This window comes from Pseudonocardia sediminis (assembly GCF_004217185.1).
Classification (GTDB): Bacteria; Actinomycetota; Actinomycetes; order Mycobacteriales; family Pseudonocardiaceae; genus Pseudonocardia; species Pseudonocardia sediminis.
This window is the reverse complement of the sequence record NZ_SHKL01000001.1, coordinates 4,214,313-4,229,397: the sequence shown is the minus strand read 5'-3', so window position 1 is coordinate 4,229,397 and position 15,085 is coordinate 4,214,313. Positions and strand designations below refer to the sequence as shown.

The window sequence follows — 15,085 nt, the reverse complement described above, 5'->3', positions numbered from 1 at the left end:
GGGGAGTGCCTCCTCCATGACGATCGACGACCGCACCACCGCACCCGGCGCCGACCCCGGTGCCACCGCACCGGTCGACTTCGACCTCGGTGACCGCTACCGCCCCCACGCCGGTCCGGTGCTGCTCACCGGCGTGCAGGCGATCGCGCGGATGCTGGTCGAGCAGCACGCCGCCGACGCCGCCGCCGGTCTGCGGACGGCGTCGTTCGTCTCCGGCTACCAGGGCAGCCCGCTCGGCGGGCTGGACAAGACCCTCGCCGCGGCACCGGAGCTGCGCTCCTCCGCCGGGCTGGAGTTCGTGCCCGGCGTCAACGAGGAGCTGGCCGCGACGGCGGTGTGGGGCAGCCAGGTCGAGGTCCCCGGGCACCCGCGGACCGTCGACGGCGCGGTGGGGGTCTGGTACGGCAAGGCGCCCGGGGTGGACCGGGCCGGGGACCCGATGCGGCACGGCAACATCTGCGGCGCCCACCCGAAGGGCGGCGTCATCGTCCTGGCCGGGGACGACCCGAGCTGCAAGTCCTCGACGATCCCCTGCATCTCCGAGCGGACGCTGTACGGCTACGGCCTGCCGGTGCTCTACCCGGGCAGTGCCGCCGAGATCGTCCGGCTCGGCCGCTACGGCGTCGAGCTGTCCCGCGCGTCCGGCATGTGGGTCGGCATGAAGATCACCGCCGACGTCGCGGACGGCGTCGGGTCGCTGCCCGCCGACGCCGGGGACGTCCACGTCACGGTGCCGGAGATCGAGTGGGACGGGCGGCCCTGGGTCCGCGAGCAGGTCCCGATGCTCGCGCCGCCGGCGTCGCTGCGGGCCGAGGAGGCGCTCTACGGTCCACGCACCGCGATGCTGCACGCGTTCCTGGCCGCGAACCCGATCAACACCGTCGAGGTGGAGGCACCCGGGGCGTGGCTGGGCATCGTGGCCGGTGGGAAGGCGTTCACCGACGTCCGTCAGGCGCTGCGCGACCTCGGGCTGGGTGACGACGAGCTGTCGGCGGCCGGGATCGCGCTGCTGCGCCTGGGCATGATCTCGCCGATCCAGAAGGACCTGGTGCGTGAGTTCGCGGCCGGCTGCGAGACGGTGCTGGTGGTCGAGGAGAAGACTCCGTTCGTCGAGACCGGGATCCGGGACGCGCTCTACGGCCTCGCCGACGCCCCCGCGGTGATCGGCTCGGCCGACGCCGACGGACGACCGCTCGTCCCGACGGCGGGGGAGCTGACGGCCGGGGCGCTGGCCGGGCCGTTGCGCCGGGTGCTGCGCGGGCGCGTCGAGCTCGCCTCGGAGAGGCGGACCCCGCCCGCGCTGGAGCTGTTGCCGGTGGCCCGCACCCCCTACTTCTGCTCGGGCTGCCCGCACAACCGCTCCACCGTCGTCCCGGAGGGCTCGGTGGCCGGCGGCGGGATCGGCTGCCACGCGATGGTCGCGCTGACCGGGCGGCCGGAGTCGCTGGTCACCTCGATCACGCAGATGGGCGGCGAGGGCGCGCAGTGGATCGGGCAGGCCCCGTTCACCGGCGCCACCCACATGTTCCAGAACATGGGCGACGGCACGTTCGCCCACTCCGGGCAGCTCGCCGTGCAGTCCTGCGTCGCGGCCGGGGTGAACATCACCTACAAGCTGCTCTACAACCGGGCCGTCGCGATGACCGGCGGGCAGGACGCCGAGGGCGGGCTCGAGGTCCCCGCGATGGCGGCCAAGCTGCTGGCCGAGGGCATCGCCAAGATCATCGTCTGCGCCGACGAGCCGGAGCGGTACAGGGCTCTCGACCGGCTGCCGCGCGGGGTGGACCTGTGGCACCGCGACCGTCTCGACGAGGCGCAGGCGCGGCTGGCGGCGACCCCGGGCGTCACCGTGCTCGTCTACGACCAGCGCTGCGCGGCGGAGTCGCGGCGGCTGCGCAAGCGCGGCGAGATCCCGGTCCGCCCCACCCGCGTCGTGATCAACGAGGCGGTCTGCGAGGGCTGCGGGGACTGCGGCGCGAAGTCCAACTGCCTGTCCGTGCAGCCGGTGGACACCGAGTTCGGCCGCAAGACCCGGATCGACCAGTCCTCGTGCAACACCGACTACTCCTGCCTCGACGGCGACTGCCCGTCGTTCGTGACGGTGCAGGCGCCCGCCGGGCGTCCCGCCTCCGCGCCGCCGCAGCGCCCCGACCCGCCCGCGGTCCCCGACGTCGAGCACCCGGTGGCCGGGGACGTGTTCCTGGCCGGGATCGGCGGCACCGGGATCGTCACCGTGAACCAGGTGCTCGGCACGGCCGCGATCCGCGACGGGCGCGCCGTGCACGGCGTCGACCAGACGGGCCTGTCGCAGAAGGCCGGCCCGGTCGTGTCGCACCTGCGCGTCGCCGCCTCCGACGCCGAGCTCGGCCCGGCCAACCGGGTCGGGCAGGTCGGTTGCTACCTGGCCTTCGACGTGCTCGTCGGCGCCGACTCCCGCTACCTTGCCCACTCCTCGCCCGAGGCGACCACCGCCGTCGTCTCGACGAGCGCGGTGCCGACCGGGTCGATGGTGCGCGACGCGACGGTGTCCGCCCCCGGCACCGACTCGCTGCTGGAGCGGATCGCGTCGTCGACGTCCGCCGTCGTCACGATGGACGCCGCGGCGGCGGCGTTGCGGCTGTTCGGCGACACGATGCCGGCGAACCTGATGCTCGTCGGCGCCGCGTACCAGTCCGGGGTGCTGCCGCTGTCGGCCTCGGCCGTGGAGTGGGCCATCGAGCTCAACGGCGTCGCGGTCGCGGCCAACACCGCGGCGTTCCGGTGGGGGAGGGTCGCGGTCGCCGACCCGGCCGCGTTCGCGGCGGCCACCGCCGCACCGCAGGCCACCTCCGTCGCGCCGGTCCTGCCGCCCGGGGTCGACCTCGGGGACCTCGACGGCGAGGTCGCGCGCATGGTGCGCCGCCGGGCCGCCGACCTGGCCGCGTTCCAGGACGCCCGCACCGCCCGTCGCTACGTCGACGACGTCCGCGCGGTGTGGGACGCCGAGCGCGCGCTGACCGACCGCACCGAGCTGTCCGAGGCCGTGGCGTCCGGGCTGTTCAAGCTCACCGCCTACAAGGACGAGTACGAGGTCGCCCGGCTGCTCACCGATCCGGCGTTCGAGGATCGTCTGCGCGCCGAGGTGCCCGGCGGGACCCGGATGCGCTACCGGCTGCACCCGCCCGTGCTGCGCTCGATGGGCCGGACGAAGAAGATCGCGTTCGGGCCGTGGATGCGCCCGGTGCTGCGCACGCTGGCCCGCGGCAAGGTGCTGCGTGGGACGCCACTGGACCCGTTCGGCCGGACCGAGGTCCGCCGCACCGAGCGGGAGCTGCGCGAGCAGTACCGGCGGATGGTGCTCACCCTGGCGCGCGAGCTGCGTGACGCCCCCGGCCACGACGACGGGGCCTACGACGACGGGGCCTACGACACCGCGGCCGCCGCGGCCCGGGCCGCCGAGGAGGTCCGCGGTTACGAGGACGTCAAGGCGGCGGGCATCGTGCGCTACCGCGAACGGCTGGCGCAGCTGGGTGTCGACGAGTCGGGTCACCTCCGGCGCTGAGCCGCTCGCCCACCGTCACGGCAGATCGGCCCGGTCACGCGCGTCGGGCCGCTCGCCCGCCCCTGCCGTTCGTCGACGTCGCAGGTCGACGGGGGTACGGGGGCTCGCCGGAGACTCCGAACACGCGATGAACGGCGAATGGCGCGCCCTCCGGTGCGCCCGGATCCACTCGTCGCCGGAAGCCCTCCGGTGGTCTCCGAATCCACCCGATCGTGTTCAACCCCCAGGCGTGTCGGGTTAACGTGGCTTCCAGATCACGAACTGGTCACGAAACGGACGCGGCTCGACCCCCGATCGAGTCCCCCGCTCCCCACGGGTCCGGCCAGCGCGTGCTCCGGAAGGAAGATCGTGGCACGGCATCGCTCCCCCCAGAGCCGTCACGCGAGCCTCGGGCTCCTGTCACCGCAGTTCGCGGTGGCAGGAGCCGGGGGAGCCGGCGGCTTCCGTACCGGTGGTCCCTACGTCCGGCACTCCCGGTCGTCGACCTCCCTGCTCGGCACCCCGGCCGGTCGCGTCACGGCGGCGGTCCTCGCCGTCGCCGGTATCGCCGGCACCGCCCACCTCTCCACGCAGGGCACGCTGCTGCCCGACACCGACGAGGTCTCCGGCTGGTTCACCACCGGCTCCGGCTCCGCCGACGTGGCCGTCCCCGCCCCGCGCGAGCCCGCCGACGACGCGCCGATCGCCGACGCCGCGACCATCGCCGCGCTGAGCACGACGCCCGCCGTCACACAGTCCGCCGGCGCGGTCCCCGCACGGTCCGTGGCCGCCACGGCCCTGACCGGCGCGGGCGTCCGCGACGTCGCCGGCCGCGCGGCCTCGGCGACGCAGCAGGCCCGCGAGACGGCCAGGTCGGTCCGGGCGAAGCAGGCCGCCGCCGCGTCGGCCGCGGCCTCCTCGGCTGCGCCGGCCGCGTCGACCGGCTCCGCGTCGGCCGGCACCGCAGGGAAGAAGGCGTCGGCCTCGGCCGCGGGCGGGGCCGTCCGGATCGTGTCCGGGCGCGTCACCTCCGGTTTCGGCTCCCGCTGGGGGACCGCCCACCAGGGACTGGACATCGCCGCCCCGATCGGTACCCCGATCAACGTCCCGCTGGCCGGCACGGTGATCAGCTCCGGCCCGGCGAGCGGATTCGGGATGTGGGTCCGGGTCCGCCACGCCGACGGCACCGTCACCGTCTACGGCCACATCAACCGCTCGCTGGTGAAGGTCGGCCAGAAGGTCGCCGCCGGGCAGCAGATCGCCGAGGTCGGCAACCGTGGCCAGTCCACCGGCCCGCACCTGCACATCGAGGTCGTCACCCCGGGCGGGACGAAGGTCAACCCGAAGCCGTGGCTCGACCAGCACGGTTTCCGGTACGGCGCCTGACGGCGCCCGTGCGCGGATGCCGCTGCTCGGACAGCGGCATCCGCGCACGACAGCGTTCAGCTGCTGCCCGAGGTCTGCTTCCCGCGCGAGCGCGGTGCCGCCTTGGACGCACCGTTCGTGCTCGGCGACTCCGCGTCCTTCGAACCGATGCCGGTCGGGACCGAGCCGGTCGCCCCGGACTCCTTCGCCTCGTCCTTCGTGGCGTTCGACGGGTTCGCCCGGACCGCCTCCTCCCGCTTCTCGAAGGCCTCCAGCGCCCGGATCTTGTTGCTCACGTCGAGCGCGGCGACCTTGTAGGCCTCGGACAGCGTCGGGTAGTTCAGGACCGTGTCGACGAGGTAGTCCACGGTCCCGCCACAACCCATGATCGCCTGGCCGATGTGCACCAGGTCGGTCGCGTTGGTGCCGAACACGTGCACGCCGAGCAGCGTCCGGTCCTCGGTGGAGACGATGAGCTTGAGCATCCCGTAGGAGTCGCCGATGATCGCGCCGCGGGCGAGCTCCCGGTACCGGGACAGACCGATCTCGTACGGGATCGAGGCCTCGGTCAGCTCGGCCTCGGTCTTCCCGCAGAACGAGATCTCGGGGATCGTGTAGATGCCGATCGGCTGCAGCTCACGCAGCTCACGGGCCGGCTCGTCGAACGCGTGGTAGGCCGCGAGGCGGCCCTGGTCCATGCTCGTCGAGGCCAGCGCCGGGAAGCCGATCACGTCGCCGACGGCGTAGATGTGCTCGACCGACGAGCGGTAGTGGGAGTCGACCTCGATCCGCCCGCGCTCGTCGGCCGAGAGGCCGGCCTTGTCCAGGTGCAGGTCCTCGGTCAGGCCCTGCCGGCCGGCGGAGTACATCACCATGTCGGCCGGGATCCGCTTGCCGCTGGCCAGGTTCGTGATCGTCCCCATGTCGGTGACCTGCACCGACGAGACCTCCTCGGAGAACCGGAACGTCACCGCCGAGTCGCGCAGGTGGAACTTGAGCGACTCCACGACCTCCGGGTCGCAGAAGTCCAGGATCGCCGGGCGCTTCTCCACGACCGTGACCTTCGTGCCGAGCGCGGCGAACATCGACGCGTACTCGATGCCGATCACCCCGGCGCCGACGACGACCATCGAGTTCGGGACCCGGCCCAGCTGCAGCACCTGGTCGGAGTCGACGACGTGCTCGCCGTCGAACTCCACCTCCGGCGGACGCGCCGGCCGGGTGCCGGTCGCGATCACGAACTTCTCGGCCGTGACCTGGTTGTGGTCGCCGCGGCCGGGGCCCTCGACGACGACCGTGTGCGGGTCGGTGAACACCGCCGTGCCGGTCAGGATGTCGACGTGGTTGCGCATCAGCTGGTTGCGCACCACCTCGACCTCACGGCCGATCACGTGCTGGGTGCGCGCCAGCAGGTCTCCTATGGTGATCTCGGACTTGACCCGGTAGCTGGCCCCGTACATCTCCCGCTGGGCGAACCCGGTCAGGTAGAGGACGGCCTCCCGCAGGGTCTTGGACGGGATCGTGCCGGTGTTGACGCAGACGCCGCCCATCATGTGGCCCCGGTCGGCCACCGCCACCCGCTTGCCGAGCTTGGCCGCCGCGATCGCGGCCTTCTGCCCGCCCGGCCCGGAGCCGATCACCACCAGGTCGTAGTCGTACACCCGTGCCCCCGCAGACCTCGTTCCGCCGGCGGCCGGTCTCCGCCGCCGGTGTGCTCGCCCGTCAGCGTGGTCGTCGGGGACGGACGGGGCAAGCACGACCGTGTGAACAGCGCGTCACGGCGGATCACCGTCGCTCCCGGTACGGGGGGAGGTCTCGTGCAGGAAGATCCGCCCGTACCAGTATCGTTTCCATCCCGTCGACGAGAACTTCCGTCGAGGCCCGAGGGAGGGCGGTCATGGCCACCATCACCGACGTGGCGGCGCTTGCGGGCGTGTCCACGGCAACCGTCTCCCGAGCCTTCAACGGCAAGTCGACGGTCGACCCGCTCCTGGCCGAGCGCGTGTTCGCGGCCGCGGGAGAGTTGGACTACCGGCCCAACGGCCTGGCTCGCAACCTGCGCAAACAGGTCACCACGGTGCTGGCGCTGATCGTCTCCGACGTGGAGAACCCGTTCTTCACCTCCGTCGCGCGGGGGATGGAGGACACCGCGCAGACCGCCGGCTACTCCGTCGTGCTGTGCAACTCCGACGACAGTGCGGACAAGGAACGCCGCTACCTCGAGGTCGCCCTGCAGGAGCGGATGGCCGGCGTCGTGATCTCCCCGACCGGGCCGGTGGACGGCGTCCGGATGCTGCGCGAACGCCGCGTCCCGGTCGTCGCGGTGGACCGGCCGGTGCCCGGTGACGTCGGCGGCACCGTCGACGAGGTGCTGGTCGACAGCCGCAGCGCGGCCCGGGAGGCCACCGAGCACCTGATCGCGCAGGGCTACGAGCGGATCGGCTGCGTCACCGGGCCGGCCGGCGTCGCGACGGCCGACGAGCGCCTCGACGGGTACCGCGACGCGCTCACCGCGGCCGGGCGTCCGGCGGCACCGCAGCACGAGTGGCACGCCGACTACCGGCCCGCCGGCGCCCGGGACACGACGCGGGTGCTCCTCGACGGACCCGACCGCCCGGACGCGCTGCTGGTCGCGAACAGCGCGATGGCGATCGGTGTCCTGGAGGCGATGAACGAGCGCGGTCTCAGACCCGGGCGCGACCTCGGGCTGATCGCGTTCGACGACGCGCCGTGGACCCGTGCGGTGGACCCGCCGCTGTCCGTCGTCGCGCAGCCGGCCTACGACATCGGGAGCGAGGCCGCGCGCCTGCTCCTGACCCGGATCGCTGCGCCGGACGGCCCGGCCGCCTCCACGCTGTTCGAGGCCCACCTGGTGACGCGGGGGAGTTCGCAGCGCGGCTGATGCCCCGTTCCGTCCGGTTTCGGTGCTGGTCAGAGCCCTCGACGGCGTTCCCCTCCCGGTCCGGTGGTGGCACGCTTGCCCCATGACGGAGGGGGGTGCGGTGGCGGCGGGCGGGTCCGGACCGGTACCGCGGAGCGGGAGTCCGCCGCGCGGGCACTGAACGAGCACCTCGACAAGGGACGGCTGGGGGTGGAGGAGTACGCCGACCGCTCGGCCCGGGCCGCGAACGCCGGTGTCGTGCACGAGCTGACCGACCTGTTCACCGACCTGCTGGCACGGCACCCGGTCCTGCCCGGTGCGGCCCCGCTCCCTGTTGCGGGCACGGCCGCCGGGGTCGACCGAGCGCGTCCGAGCGCGCTGGACACGGGGGGGCCGACGGCGGCCGCGGGCACCGGGGGACGCGACGACCGCCACGCCGACCGCGACGAGCGCCGGGCGCTGCGCGAGGAGCACCGGGACCGCCGCGACGACACCCGATAGCGGGCGTTCGGCGCGCGGGTGGCGGTGGTGCGCACCAGACTCGACGCGTGCTGCTCCCGACTCCCGAACCCGGACCCGACGCCGCCCGCGACTGGGTGCGCACGCACCTGGGTGACCTCTGCCGCGACGAGCCCGAGCCCTCACCGGCGTTCCGCGGCGGTCAGACCGCGGCCGACGCCGCCCTGGCCGGGCTGGACGTCACCGGGTACGCCGCCCGCCGCAACGAGGTCGCACCGCGCGAGCGCCGCGGCGCGACCCGGCTGTCGCCGTGGATCCGGTACGGCCTGATCGACCTGCCGACCGCGTGGGCCGCGGCGGCGGACGCGCCGCCGCGGGACCGGACGAAGTTCCGCGACGAGCTGGCCTGGCAGGAGTACGCCCGCCACCTCTACGCCCGGGTCGGGACCCGGATGTCGGCGGCGTTGCGCGACGCCCCGGCCCGCGAGACCCGGGCCTGGGACGAGCCGTGGCCCTCCGACATGGCCTGCATCAAGGCGTGCACCACCGAGCTGCACACCGACGGCTGGCTGGTGAACCAGACGCGGATGTGGATGTCGTCGCAGTGGACGGTGCGCGCCGGCGCCGAGTGGACGGCCGGCGAGGACGAGTTCTTCGTCCACCTGCTCGACGGGTCGCGGGCGGCGAACCGGCTCGGCTGGCAGGGCACGATCGGCTCCGGGACCGGCAAGGCCTACGGGTTCTCCCGCTGGCAGGTCCGCAAGCGCGCACCCGGGATCTGCGGGACCTGCGCGTTGTCGCACGACTGCCCGATCGAGCAGTGGCCCGCCGCCTCCGACGCCCCGCGGCCCGACCCGCGTCCGGAACGCGAGCCGCTGCTGCGCACCGACCCCGACCCCGAGCGGACCGCCGGGCCGTCCGAGCCGGTGCTCGACGGCGACCCGTCCGCGGTGTGGCTCACCGCGGAGTCGCTCGGCGACGCCGACCCGGCCCTGGCCGCGCACCCGGGCCTGCCCGCGGTGTTCGTGTTCGACGAGCCGCTGCTGCGGCGGCTGAACCTGTCCGGCAAGCGGCTGGTGTTCCTCGCCGAGACCCTGGCCGACCTGGCGACACGCCGCGAGGTGCGCGTGCACCGGGGCGTGGTCCGGGCCGAGCTGGGGCAGGAGCCGGTCGCCGTCACGTTCGCCCCGGTCCCGGGGTTCCGGCGACTGCACACCGACGTCCGGTGTGCCGAGGTGCACCCGTGGCGGTGGCTGTACCGCCCGCACACCGGGCCGGTGTCGTCGTTCTCGGCGTGGCGCAAGGGTCTGCCACGGGTGCGCAGCGGCCGCTGAGCCGTCCATTCCCAGGGCCCGGACCTCCCGCCCGGAACCTCCCGCCCGGAGTCTGCCACCGGGCACCGACGATCCGGTGCCGCGCTGGGCCGGTCGCCGGGCGTCGGTCCACAACACGGCCGCACGGCCCGGTTCCGGGCACCCCCGTGCACAACCGTCCGGATCAACGGGGCCCGGTCGTCGGGGGCGGTCCGCACCATCGACCGCCATGACCACCGATCCGCGCACCCCCCGACCTCCCGACGACCCCGCGCCCGGCCCGCCGCCCGATCCGCCGGCCCCGTCCGATCTCCCTGCCCCGCCCGATCTCCCCGCCCTGCCCGATCTTCCTGCCCCGGCCGATTCCCCGGCACCGCCCGATCTCCTCACCCCCGACGACCGCGCCGACCTCGACCGGCTCGACGGGCTCCGTGGCCCGACCGACCTCGCCGAGCTCGTCGGCGCCGAGGCGGCCCTCGGTGCGGTGGTGCGTGTCAGCGGCACCGGGGACCTCGTCGCGTCCCTGCCGGTCCTGATCGGGTTCCACCCGCGGGACTCGTTGCTGCTGGTCTCCTTCGGCGGGGCGAACGGGCGGCGGGTCGGGCTCACCGTCCGGGTCGACCTCCCGAGACCGGACGACGTCGGGCACGTCTGCGCCGATGCCGTCGGTGCGCTGGCCACCGACAACCCGTCCGGTGCCGCCGTCGTCGTGGTGCAGGCCGGTGTGGCCGGATCCCCGGGGCCCTACCGCAGCGACGTGGCCGCCGCCGTGCAGACGATGCTCGTCGAGGCGGGGATCGAGCCGCAGGTCCTCGTGTGGGCGGCCGGCACCGGGCATGGGGACCGGTGGGCCTGCTTCGACCTGCCGGGGCAGCGCTGCGGCTGCACCGGGGTGCTGCCCGACCCGGCCGCCACGTCGGCGGCCGCCGCCGCGGTCCGGCGCGGATCGGTCGTGCTGCCGGACCGGGCCGCACTGGCCGATGTGCTCGCCGCCGACGGCGAGACCGCACTGCGACGGCGGGCCGGGCTGCGCGCCGCCGAGCTCGACCGGGCCGGTACCCGGGCCGCGGCGGGCGGTGACCCGGGCCCCGACCGCACCGCCGAGCACCTGGCGCTGCTGGCGCACTGCATCGACGAGGCCGCCCGGTGCCGGCTGGTCGTGGACGACCGGACCGTGCTGGGCTTCTGCGCGGCGTTCGACGTGCCCGCGGTCCGCGACGCCGCCGTGCGGCTCTGCCTCGGCCCGGACGCACCGCACGCCGAGCAGCTGTGGGCGGCGCTGTCCCGGTCGATGCCCGCCCCGGAGTGCGCCGAACCGGCCGCGCTGTTCGCGGTCTGCGCGCTGCTGCGCGGCGACGGTGCCCTGGCCGCGATCGCCGTGGAACGGGCCCTGGAGGCGTTCGGAGCACACCGGCTGGCCCGGATCGTGGACCTGATGCTGCGCCAGGTCACCGGACCGGGCCCGCTGCGAAGGCTGCTGGAACAGGCCTACGGAGCGCCGCCCCGATGACGGGCTCCGGGTCGGTGCCGCCGTCAGGCCCGCTTGTGGGCGAACGCCCAGGCGTCGCCGACGATGCGCTCCAGGTCGGTCCGGCTGGGCTTCCACCCGAGGCGCTCCGCGGCCCGGTCACCGGCGGCGACGAGCACGGCCGGGTCGCCGGCGCGACGGGGTGCGGTCACGGCCGGGATCGGGTGCCCGGTCACCGCGCGGCACGCCTCGATGACCTCACGCACCGAGAAGCCCTGCCCGCTGCCGAGGTTGTAGATCGAGTGCTCACCCGCCACGGCGTACTGCAGGGCGAGCAGGTGCGCGTCGGCCAGGTCGTCGACGTGGATGTAGTCCCGCACGCAGGTGCCGTCCGGGGTCGGCCAGTCGTCGCCGAACACCGAGATCGACTCCCGGGTGCCCAGCGCGACCTGCAGGACCAGCGGGATCAGGTGGGTCTCCACGGCGTGCCGCTCGCCGAACGCCTCGTGCGCGCCGGCCACGTTGAAGTAGCGCAGGCTCGTCGCGGCCAGGGCGTGCGCCGCGGTGTACGAGCTGATCATGTGGTCGATCGCGAGCTTGCTGGCCCCGTAGGGGTTGGTGGGGCGGGTCGGAGCGGTCTCCGGGATCGGGACCTGCTCCGGCTCGCCGTAGGTGGCCGCGGTGGAGGAGAAGACCAGCCGCGGGGTGGAGTGCGCGCGGATCGCCTCCAGCAGCCGGAACGAGGCGACGACGTTGCCGTGCCAGTACAGCTCCGGGCGCTGCACCGACTCGCCGACCAGCGAGCGCGCGGCGAAGTGCAGGACTCCGTCGAAGCCCTCGGCGAGTACGTCGCCCGCCGCGGCGCCCAGCTCGCCCTCGACGAACCGGGCACCCGGCGGCACGGCGTCGCGGTGCCCGGTCGACAGGTCGTCGAGCACCACGACCTCGTGGCCGGTCTCGACGAGGTGCGCGGCGCAGACGCTCCCGACGTACCCCGCCCCGCCGGTGACGAGCAGCTTCACGTACTCCTCCTACTGCGCCCGGACCAGCACCGCGTGTGCGACGAGCGGGGCCACCGAGGCCGGTTCGCCCTCCGCGTGCACCGGTACGGCGTCGCCGAAGCGCGGGATCGGCTGCACGTCCACGGAGTGACCGGGGACGATCCCGGCCAGCTTCAGCTCGCCCATCAGGTCGGGGTCGACCTGGACGTGCTCGGCGATCCGCCGGATCTCGACCTTCCCGCCGCCGCGGCGGGCGAACTCGTCGAGACGCTGCAGCCCGACCTCGAGGGTGGGCGGCACCGACGCCGAGGTCGAGACCTCGTTCTCGGCCAGGTCGAGGTCCTCCAGCCCGGGAATCGGGTTGCCGTACGGGGAGACGGTCGGCTTGTCGAGCAGCCGGACGAGCTTGCGCTCCACGTCCTCGCTCATGACGTGCTCCCAGCGGCACGCCTCGGCGTGCACCAGCTCCCACTCGAGGCCGATGACGTCGATCAGCAGGCGCTCGGCGAGGCGATGCTTGCGCATCACCGCGACGGCGCGCCCGCGCCCGTCCTCGGTCAGCTCGAGGTGCCGGTCGCCGGCCACGACGACCAGCCCGTCACGCTCCATTCGGGCCACCGTCTGGCTCACGGTGGGTCCGCTCTGCCCGAGGCGTTCGGCGATCCGCGCACGCAGCGGGACGACGCCTTCCTCCTCGAGTTCGTAGATGGTCCGCAGATACATCTCTGTGGTGTCGATGAGCTCGTTCAACTCGGGCCCCTTCGGTCGTTCCCCAGTCTAGACGTGCAACGTCACGGGCACGCCGCGACCTTCCGGGGCAGGATGAGATCTGTGTCCGATCTGATCACGCCCGTACTTCTGGCCCGCGAGCTGGGGATCCTCGCGAACACCAGCGGAACCCCCGCGAGTACCAGCGGGTCCGTCGCGAACACCAGCGGCACCGCCGGGTCCGGGGCCCCGCACCCCGTCGTGCTCGACGTCCGGTGGCGCCTCATGGGCCCTCCCGCCGGGCCCGACCACGCTGCGGCGCGCATCCCCGGCGCGGTGTTCGTCGACCTGGGCGCCCAGCTCGCCTCCCCCGCCGCCACCACCGGTGGGCCCGGCGGCGGCGGCCGGCACCCGTTGCCGGACCCGGCGGCGCTGCAGGAGGTCTTGCGCCGGGCCGGGGTGGGGGATGACTCCGCCGTGGTGGCCTACGACGACGCGGACGGCTCCGCCGCGGCCCGGGCCTGGTGGCTGCTGCGCTGGTCAGGGCTGCGGGCCGACCGGGTGCGGGTGCTCGACGGCGGGTTCGCCGCCTGGACCGCCGAGGGGCTGCCGCTCGCCGGGGAGGCCGTGGCCGAGGCCGATCGGGCCCCCGAACCCGCCGTGGTCCCCGGCGACGTCGTCGTGCGCCCGGGCGCCATGCCGGTCCTCGACGCCGACGGCGCCGCGGCGCTGGCCCGTCGCGGCGTGCTGCTCGACGCCCGCGCCGGGGCCCGCTACCGCGGCGAGACCGAACCGGTCGACCCGCGGGCCGGGCACATCCCCGGGGCGCGCAACGTGCCCTTCGCCGGCAACGTCGGCGCGGACGGCCGGTGGCTGTCCCCGTCCGATCTCGCCGACCGGTTCCGGTCCGCGGGTGTGACGGATCCGACGGCCGTCGGCGTCTACTGCGGGTCCGGCGTCACCGCCAGTTCGCTGGTCCTGGCCCTGGAGGAGGCGGGCGTCACCTCCCCGGACGCACCCGCCGCGCTCTACCCGGGGTCCTGGTCGGAGTGGAGCTCGGACCCCGCGCGCCCGGCCGCCACCGGCCCGGAGCCGGACGGGCCCACGTCCGCGGGGAACGCGCCGTGAGCGGGGACGATGGCCGGGAGAGGCCTTCCTCGCCTACGGTCCGGCCCATGAATCCGCGCACGTCGGTCGTGTGGACCCCGGAGTTCCTGACCTACCAGCTCTCCGACGACCACCCCCTGAACCCGGTCCGGCTCGACCTGACGATGGAGCTGTCGCGTCAGCTCGGCGTCCTCGACGACGTCGACCTGATCGCCCCGGAGCCCGCCACCGAGGCCGAGCTGACCCGGGTGCACACGCCCGGCTACCAGACCGCGGTGCGGTCTGCCCCGGAGGCGCCGTTCGGCGTCGGGCACGGCCTCGGGACCGCCGACAACCCGATCTTCTTCGGGATGCACGAGGCGGCGAACCTGATCGCCGGCGGCTCGGTGCGTGCCGCCCGCGAGATCCACGAGGGCCGCGCGGACCGCGCGGTCAACCTGGCCGGCGGGCTGCACCACGCGATGCCCGACCGGGCCGCGGGTTTCTGCGTCTACAACGACTGCTCGGTCGCCATCGCCTGGCTGCTCGAGCAGGGCTACGAGCGGATCGCCTACGTCGACGTCGACGTCCACCACGGCGACGGTGTCCAGGCCTCGTTCTACGACGACCCGCGGGTGATGACGATCTCGCTGCACCAGCACCCGCTGACGCTGTGGCCCGGCACCGGGTGGGCCGGCGAGATCGGCCGCGGCGACGGCGAGGGGTACGCGGTGAATCTCGCGATCCCGCCCGGCACCGGCGACGCCGGCTGGCTGCGCGCGTTCCACGGCGTCGTGCCGTCGCTGCTGGAGAAGTTCCAGCCCCAGGTGCTGGTCACCGAGTGCGGGGCCGACACCCACTCCGAGGACCCGCTGGCCAACATGGAGCTCTCGGTCGACGGGCACCGGGCGATCTACCACTCCCTGCGCGACCTGGCCGAGCGTACGGCCGCCGGCAAGTGGCTGGTGCTCGGCGGTGGCGGGTACGCGCTGTTCCGCGTCGTGCCCCGGTCCTGGACGCACCTGCTCGCCGTCGTGCTCGACCGCGACATCGACCCGGACCGCCCGCTGCCCGCGGACTGGATCGCCCGCGCCGCGACGCACACCCGGGCCCCGCTGCCGGTGGCGATGACCGACAACGCCGACCCGGCGTTCACCCCGTGGGGCGGTGACGGCGCCGACCGCGTCGACCCCACGATCCTGGAGACCCGCCGCGCGGTGTTCCCGCTGCACGGCCTCGACCCCGACGACCCCCGGGACTGACACCCATGCCCGCCGACGGACC

At 74.5% G+C, this 15,085-nt stretch carries 11 protein-coding genes; 8 read left to right on the top strand and 3 right to left on the bottom strand.

Translation table 11 applies throughout. The annotated features are described in order from the left end of the window. Positions 1-16: 16 nt before the first annotated feature. Positions 17-3,541, top strand: a complete 3,525-nt coding sequence (locus tag EV383_RS19545) for an indolepyruvate ferredoxin oxidoreductase family protein (RefSeq protein ID WP_130291247.1) — start codon at positions 17-19, stop codon at positions 3,539-3,541. Positions 3,542-3,889: 348 nt separating this feature from the next. Next, positions 3,890-4,906, top strand: coding sequence for a M23 family metallopeptidase (locus EV383_RS19540; protein WP_242623208.1), 1,017 nt, complete (start codon positions 3,890-3,892; stop codon positions 4,904-4,906). Positions 4,907-4,962: 56 nt separating this feature from the next. Here EV383_RS19540 and sthA read toward each other — a convergent pair whose 3' ends face one another. Then, positions 4,963-6,546 (bottom strand): Si-specific NAD(P)(+) transhydrogenase, encoded by a 1,584-nt coding sequence (gene sthA, locus EV383_RS19535; protein WP_130291245.1) that lies wholly within the window; start codon positions 6,544-6,546, stop codon positions 4,963-4,965. Between the two features lie 236 nt (positions 6,547-6,782). On the opposite strand from sthA, the gene EV383_RS19530 reads away from it, so the two are divergent. From EV383_RS19530 to EV383_RS19515, 4 genes are all read left to right on the top strand, one after another. Beyond that, the gene (locus tag EV383_RS19530; protein WP_130291244.1) at positions 6,783-7,787 is read left to right on the top strand and encodes a LacI family DNA-binding transcriptional regulator; all 1,005 of its coding nucleotides are present in this window, start codon (positions 6,783-6,785) and stop codon (positions 7,785-7,787) included. 75 nt (positions 7,788-7,862) lie between these two features. Further along, complete coding sequence (locus tag EV383_RS19525) at positions 7,863-8,267, top strand: DUF1707 SHOCT-like domain-containing protein (protein WP_165438406.1); 405 nt, start codon at positions 7,863-7,865, stop codon at positions 8,265-8,267. A gap of 47 nt (positions 8,268-8,314) precedes the next feature. Next, a complete protein-coding gene (locus tag EV383_RS19520) occupies positions 8,315-9,559 on the top strand; it encodes an FAD-binding domain-containing protein (RefSeq protein ID WP_130291242.1) in 1,245 nt (414 codons plus the stop codon). A gap of 208 nt (positions 9,560-9,767) precedes the next feature. Beyond that, complete coding sequence (locus EV383_RS19515; protein ID WP_130291241.1) at positions 9,768-11,048, top strand: DUF4192 domain-containing protein; 1,281 nt, start codon at positions 9,768-9,770, stop codon at positions 11,046-11,048. 23 nt (positions 11,049-11,071) lie between these two features. Here EV383_RS19515 and galE read toward each other — a convergent pair whose 3' ends face one another. Next, positions 11,072-12,028: a UDP-glucose 4-epimerase GalE gene (galE, locus tag EV383_RS19510; RefSeq protein ID WP_130291240.1), complete on the bottom strand. Its 957-nt coding sequence runs from the start codon at positions 12,026-12,028 to the stop codon at positions 11,072-11,074. A 9-nt stretch (positions 12,029-12,037) separates the two neighbouring features. Continuing rightward, entirely contained in the window at positions 12,038-12,757 is a 720-nt protein-coding gene (locus EV383_RS19505) for an iron-dependent transcriptional repressor DtxR (RefSeq protein ID WP_130291239.1), read from the bottom strand. Positions 12,758-12,976: 219 nt separating this feature from the next. Between EV383_RS19505 and EV383_RS19500 the strand changes: the two genes are divergently transcribed. Together EV383_RS19500 and EV383_RS19495 are read left to right on the top strand one after the other, a co-directional pair. Further along, entirely contained in the window at positions 12,977-13,843 is an 867-nt protein-coding gene (locus EV383_RS19500; RefSeq protein WP_278044877.1) for a sulfurtransferase, read from the top strand. Positions 13,844-13,890: 47 nt separating this feature from the next. Continuing rightward, positions 13,891-15,063 (top strand): acetoin utilization protein AcuC, encoded by a 1,173-nt coding sequence (locus tag EV383_RS19495; RefSeq protein ID WP_130291237.1) that lies wholly within the window; start codon positions 13,891-13,893, stop codon positions 15,061-15,063. Positions 15,064-15,085 lie beyond the last annotated feature (22 nt).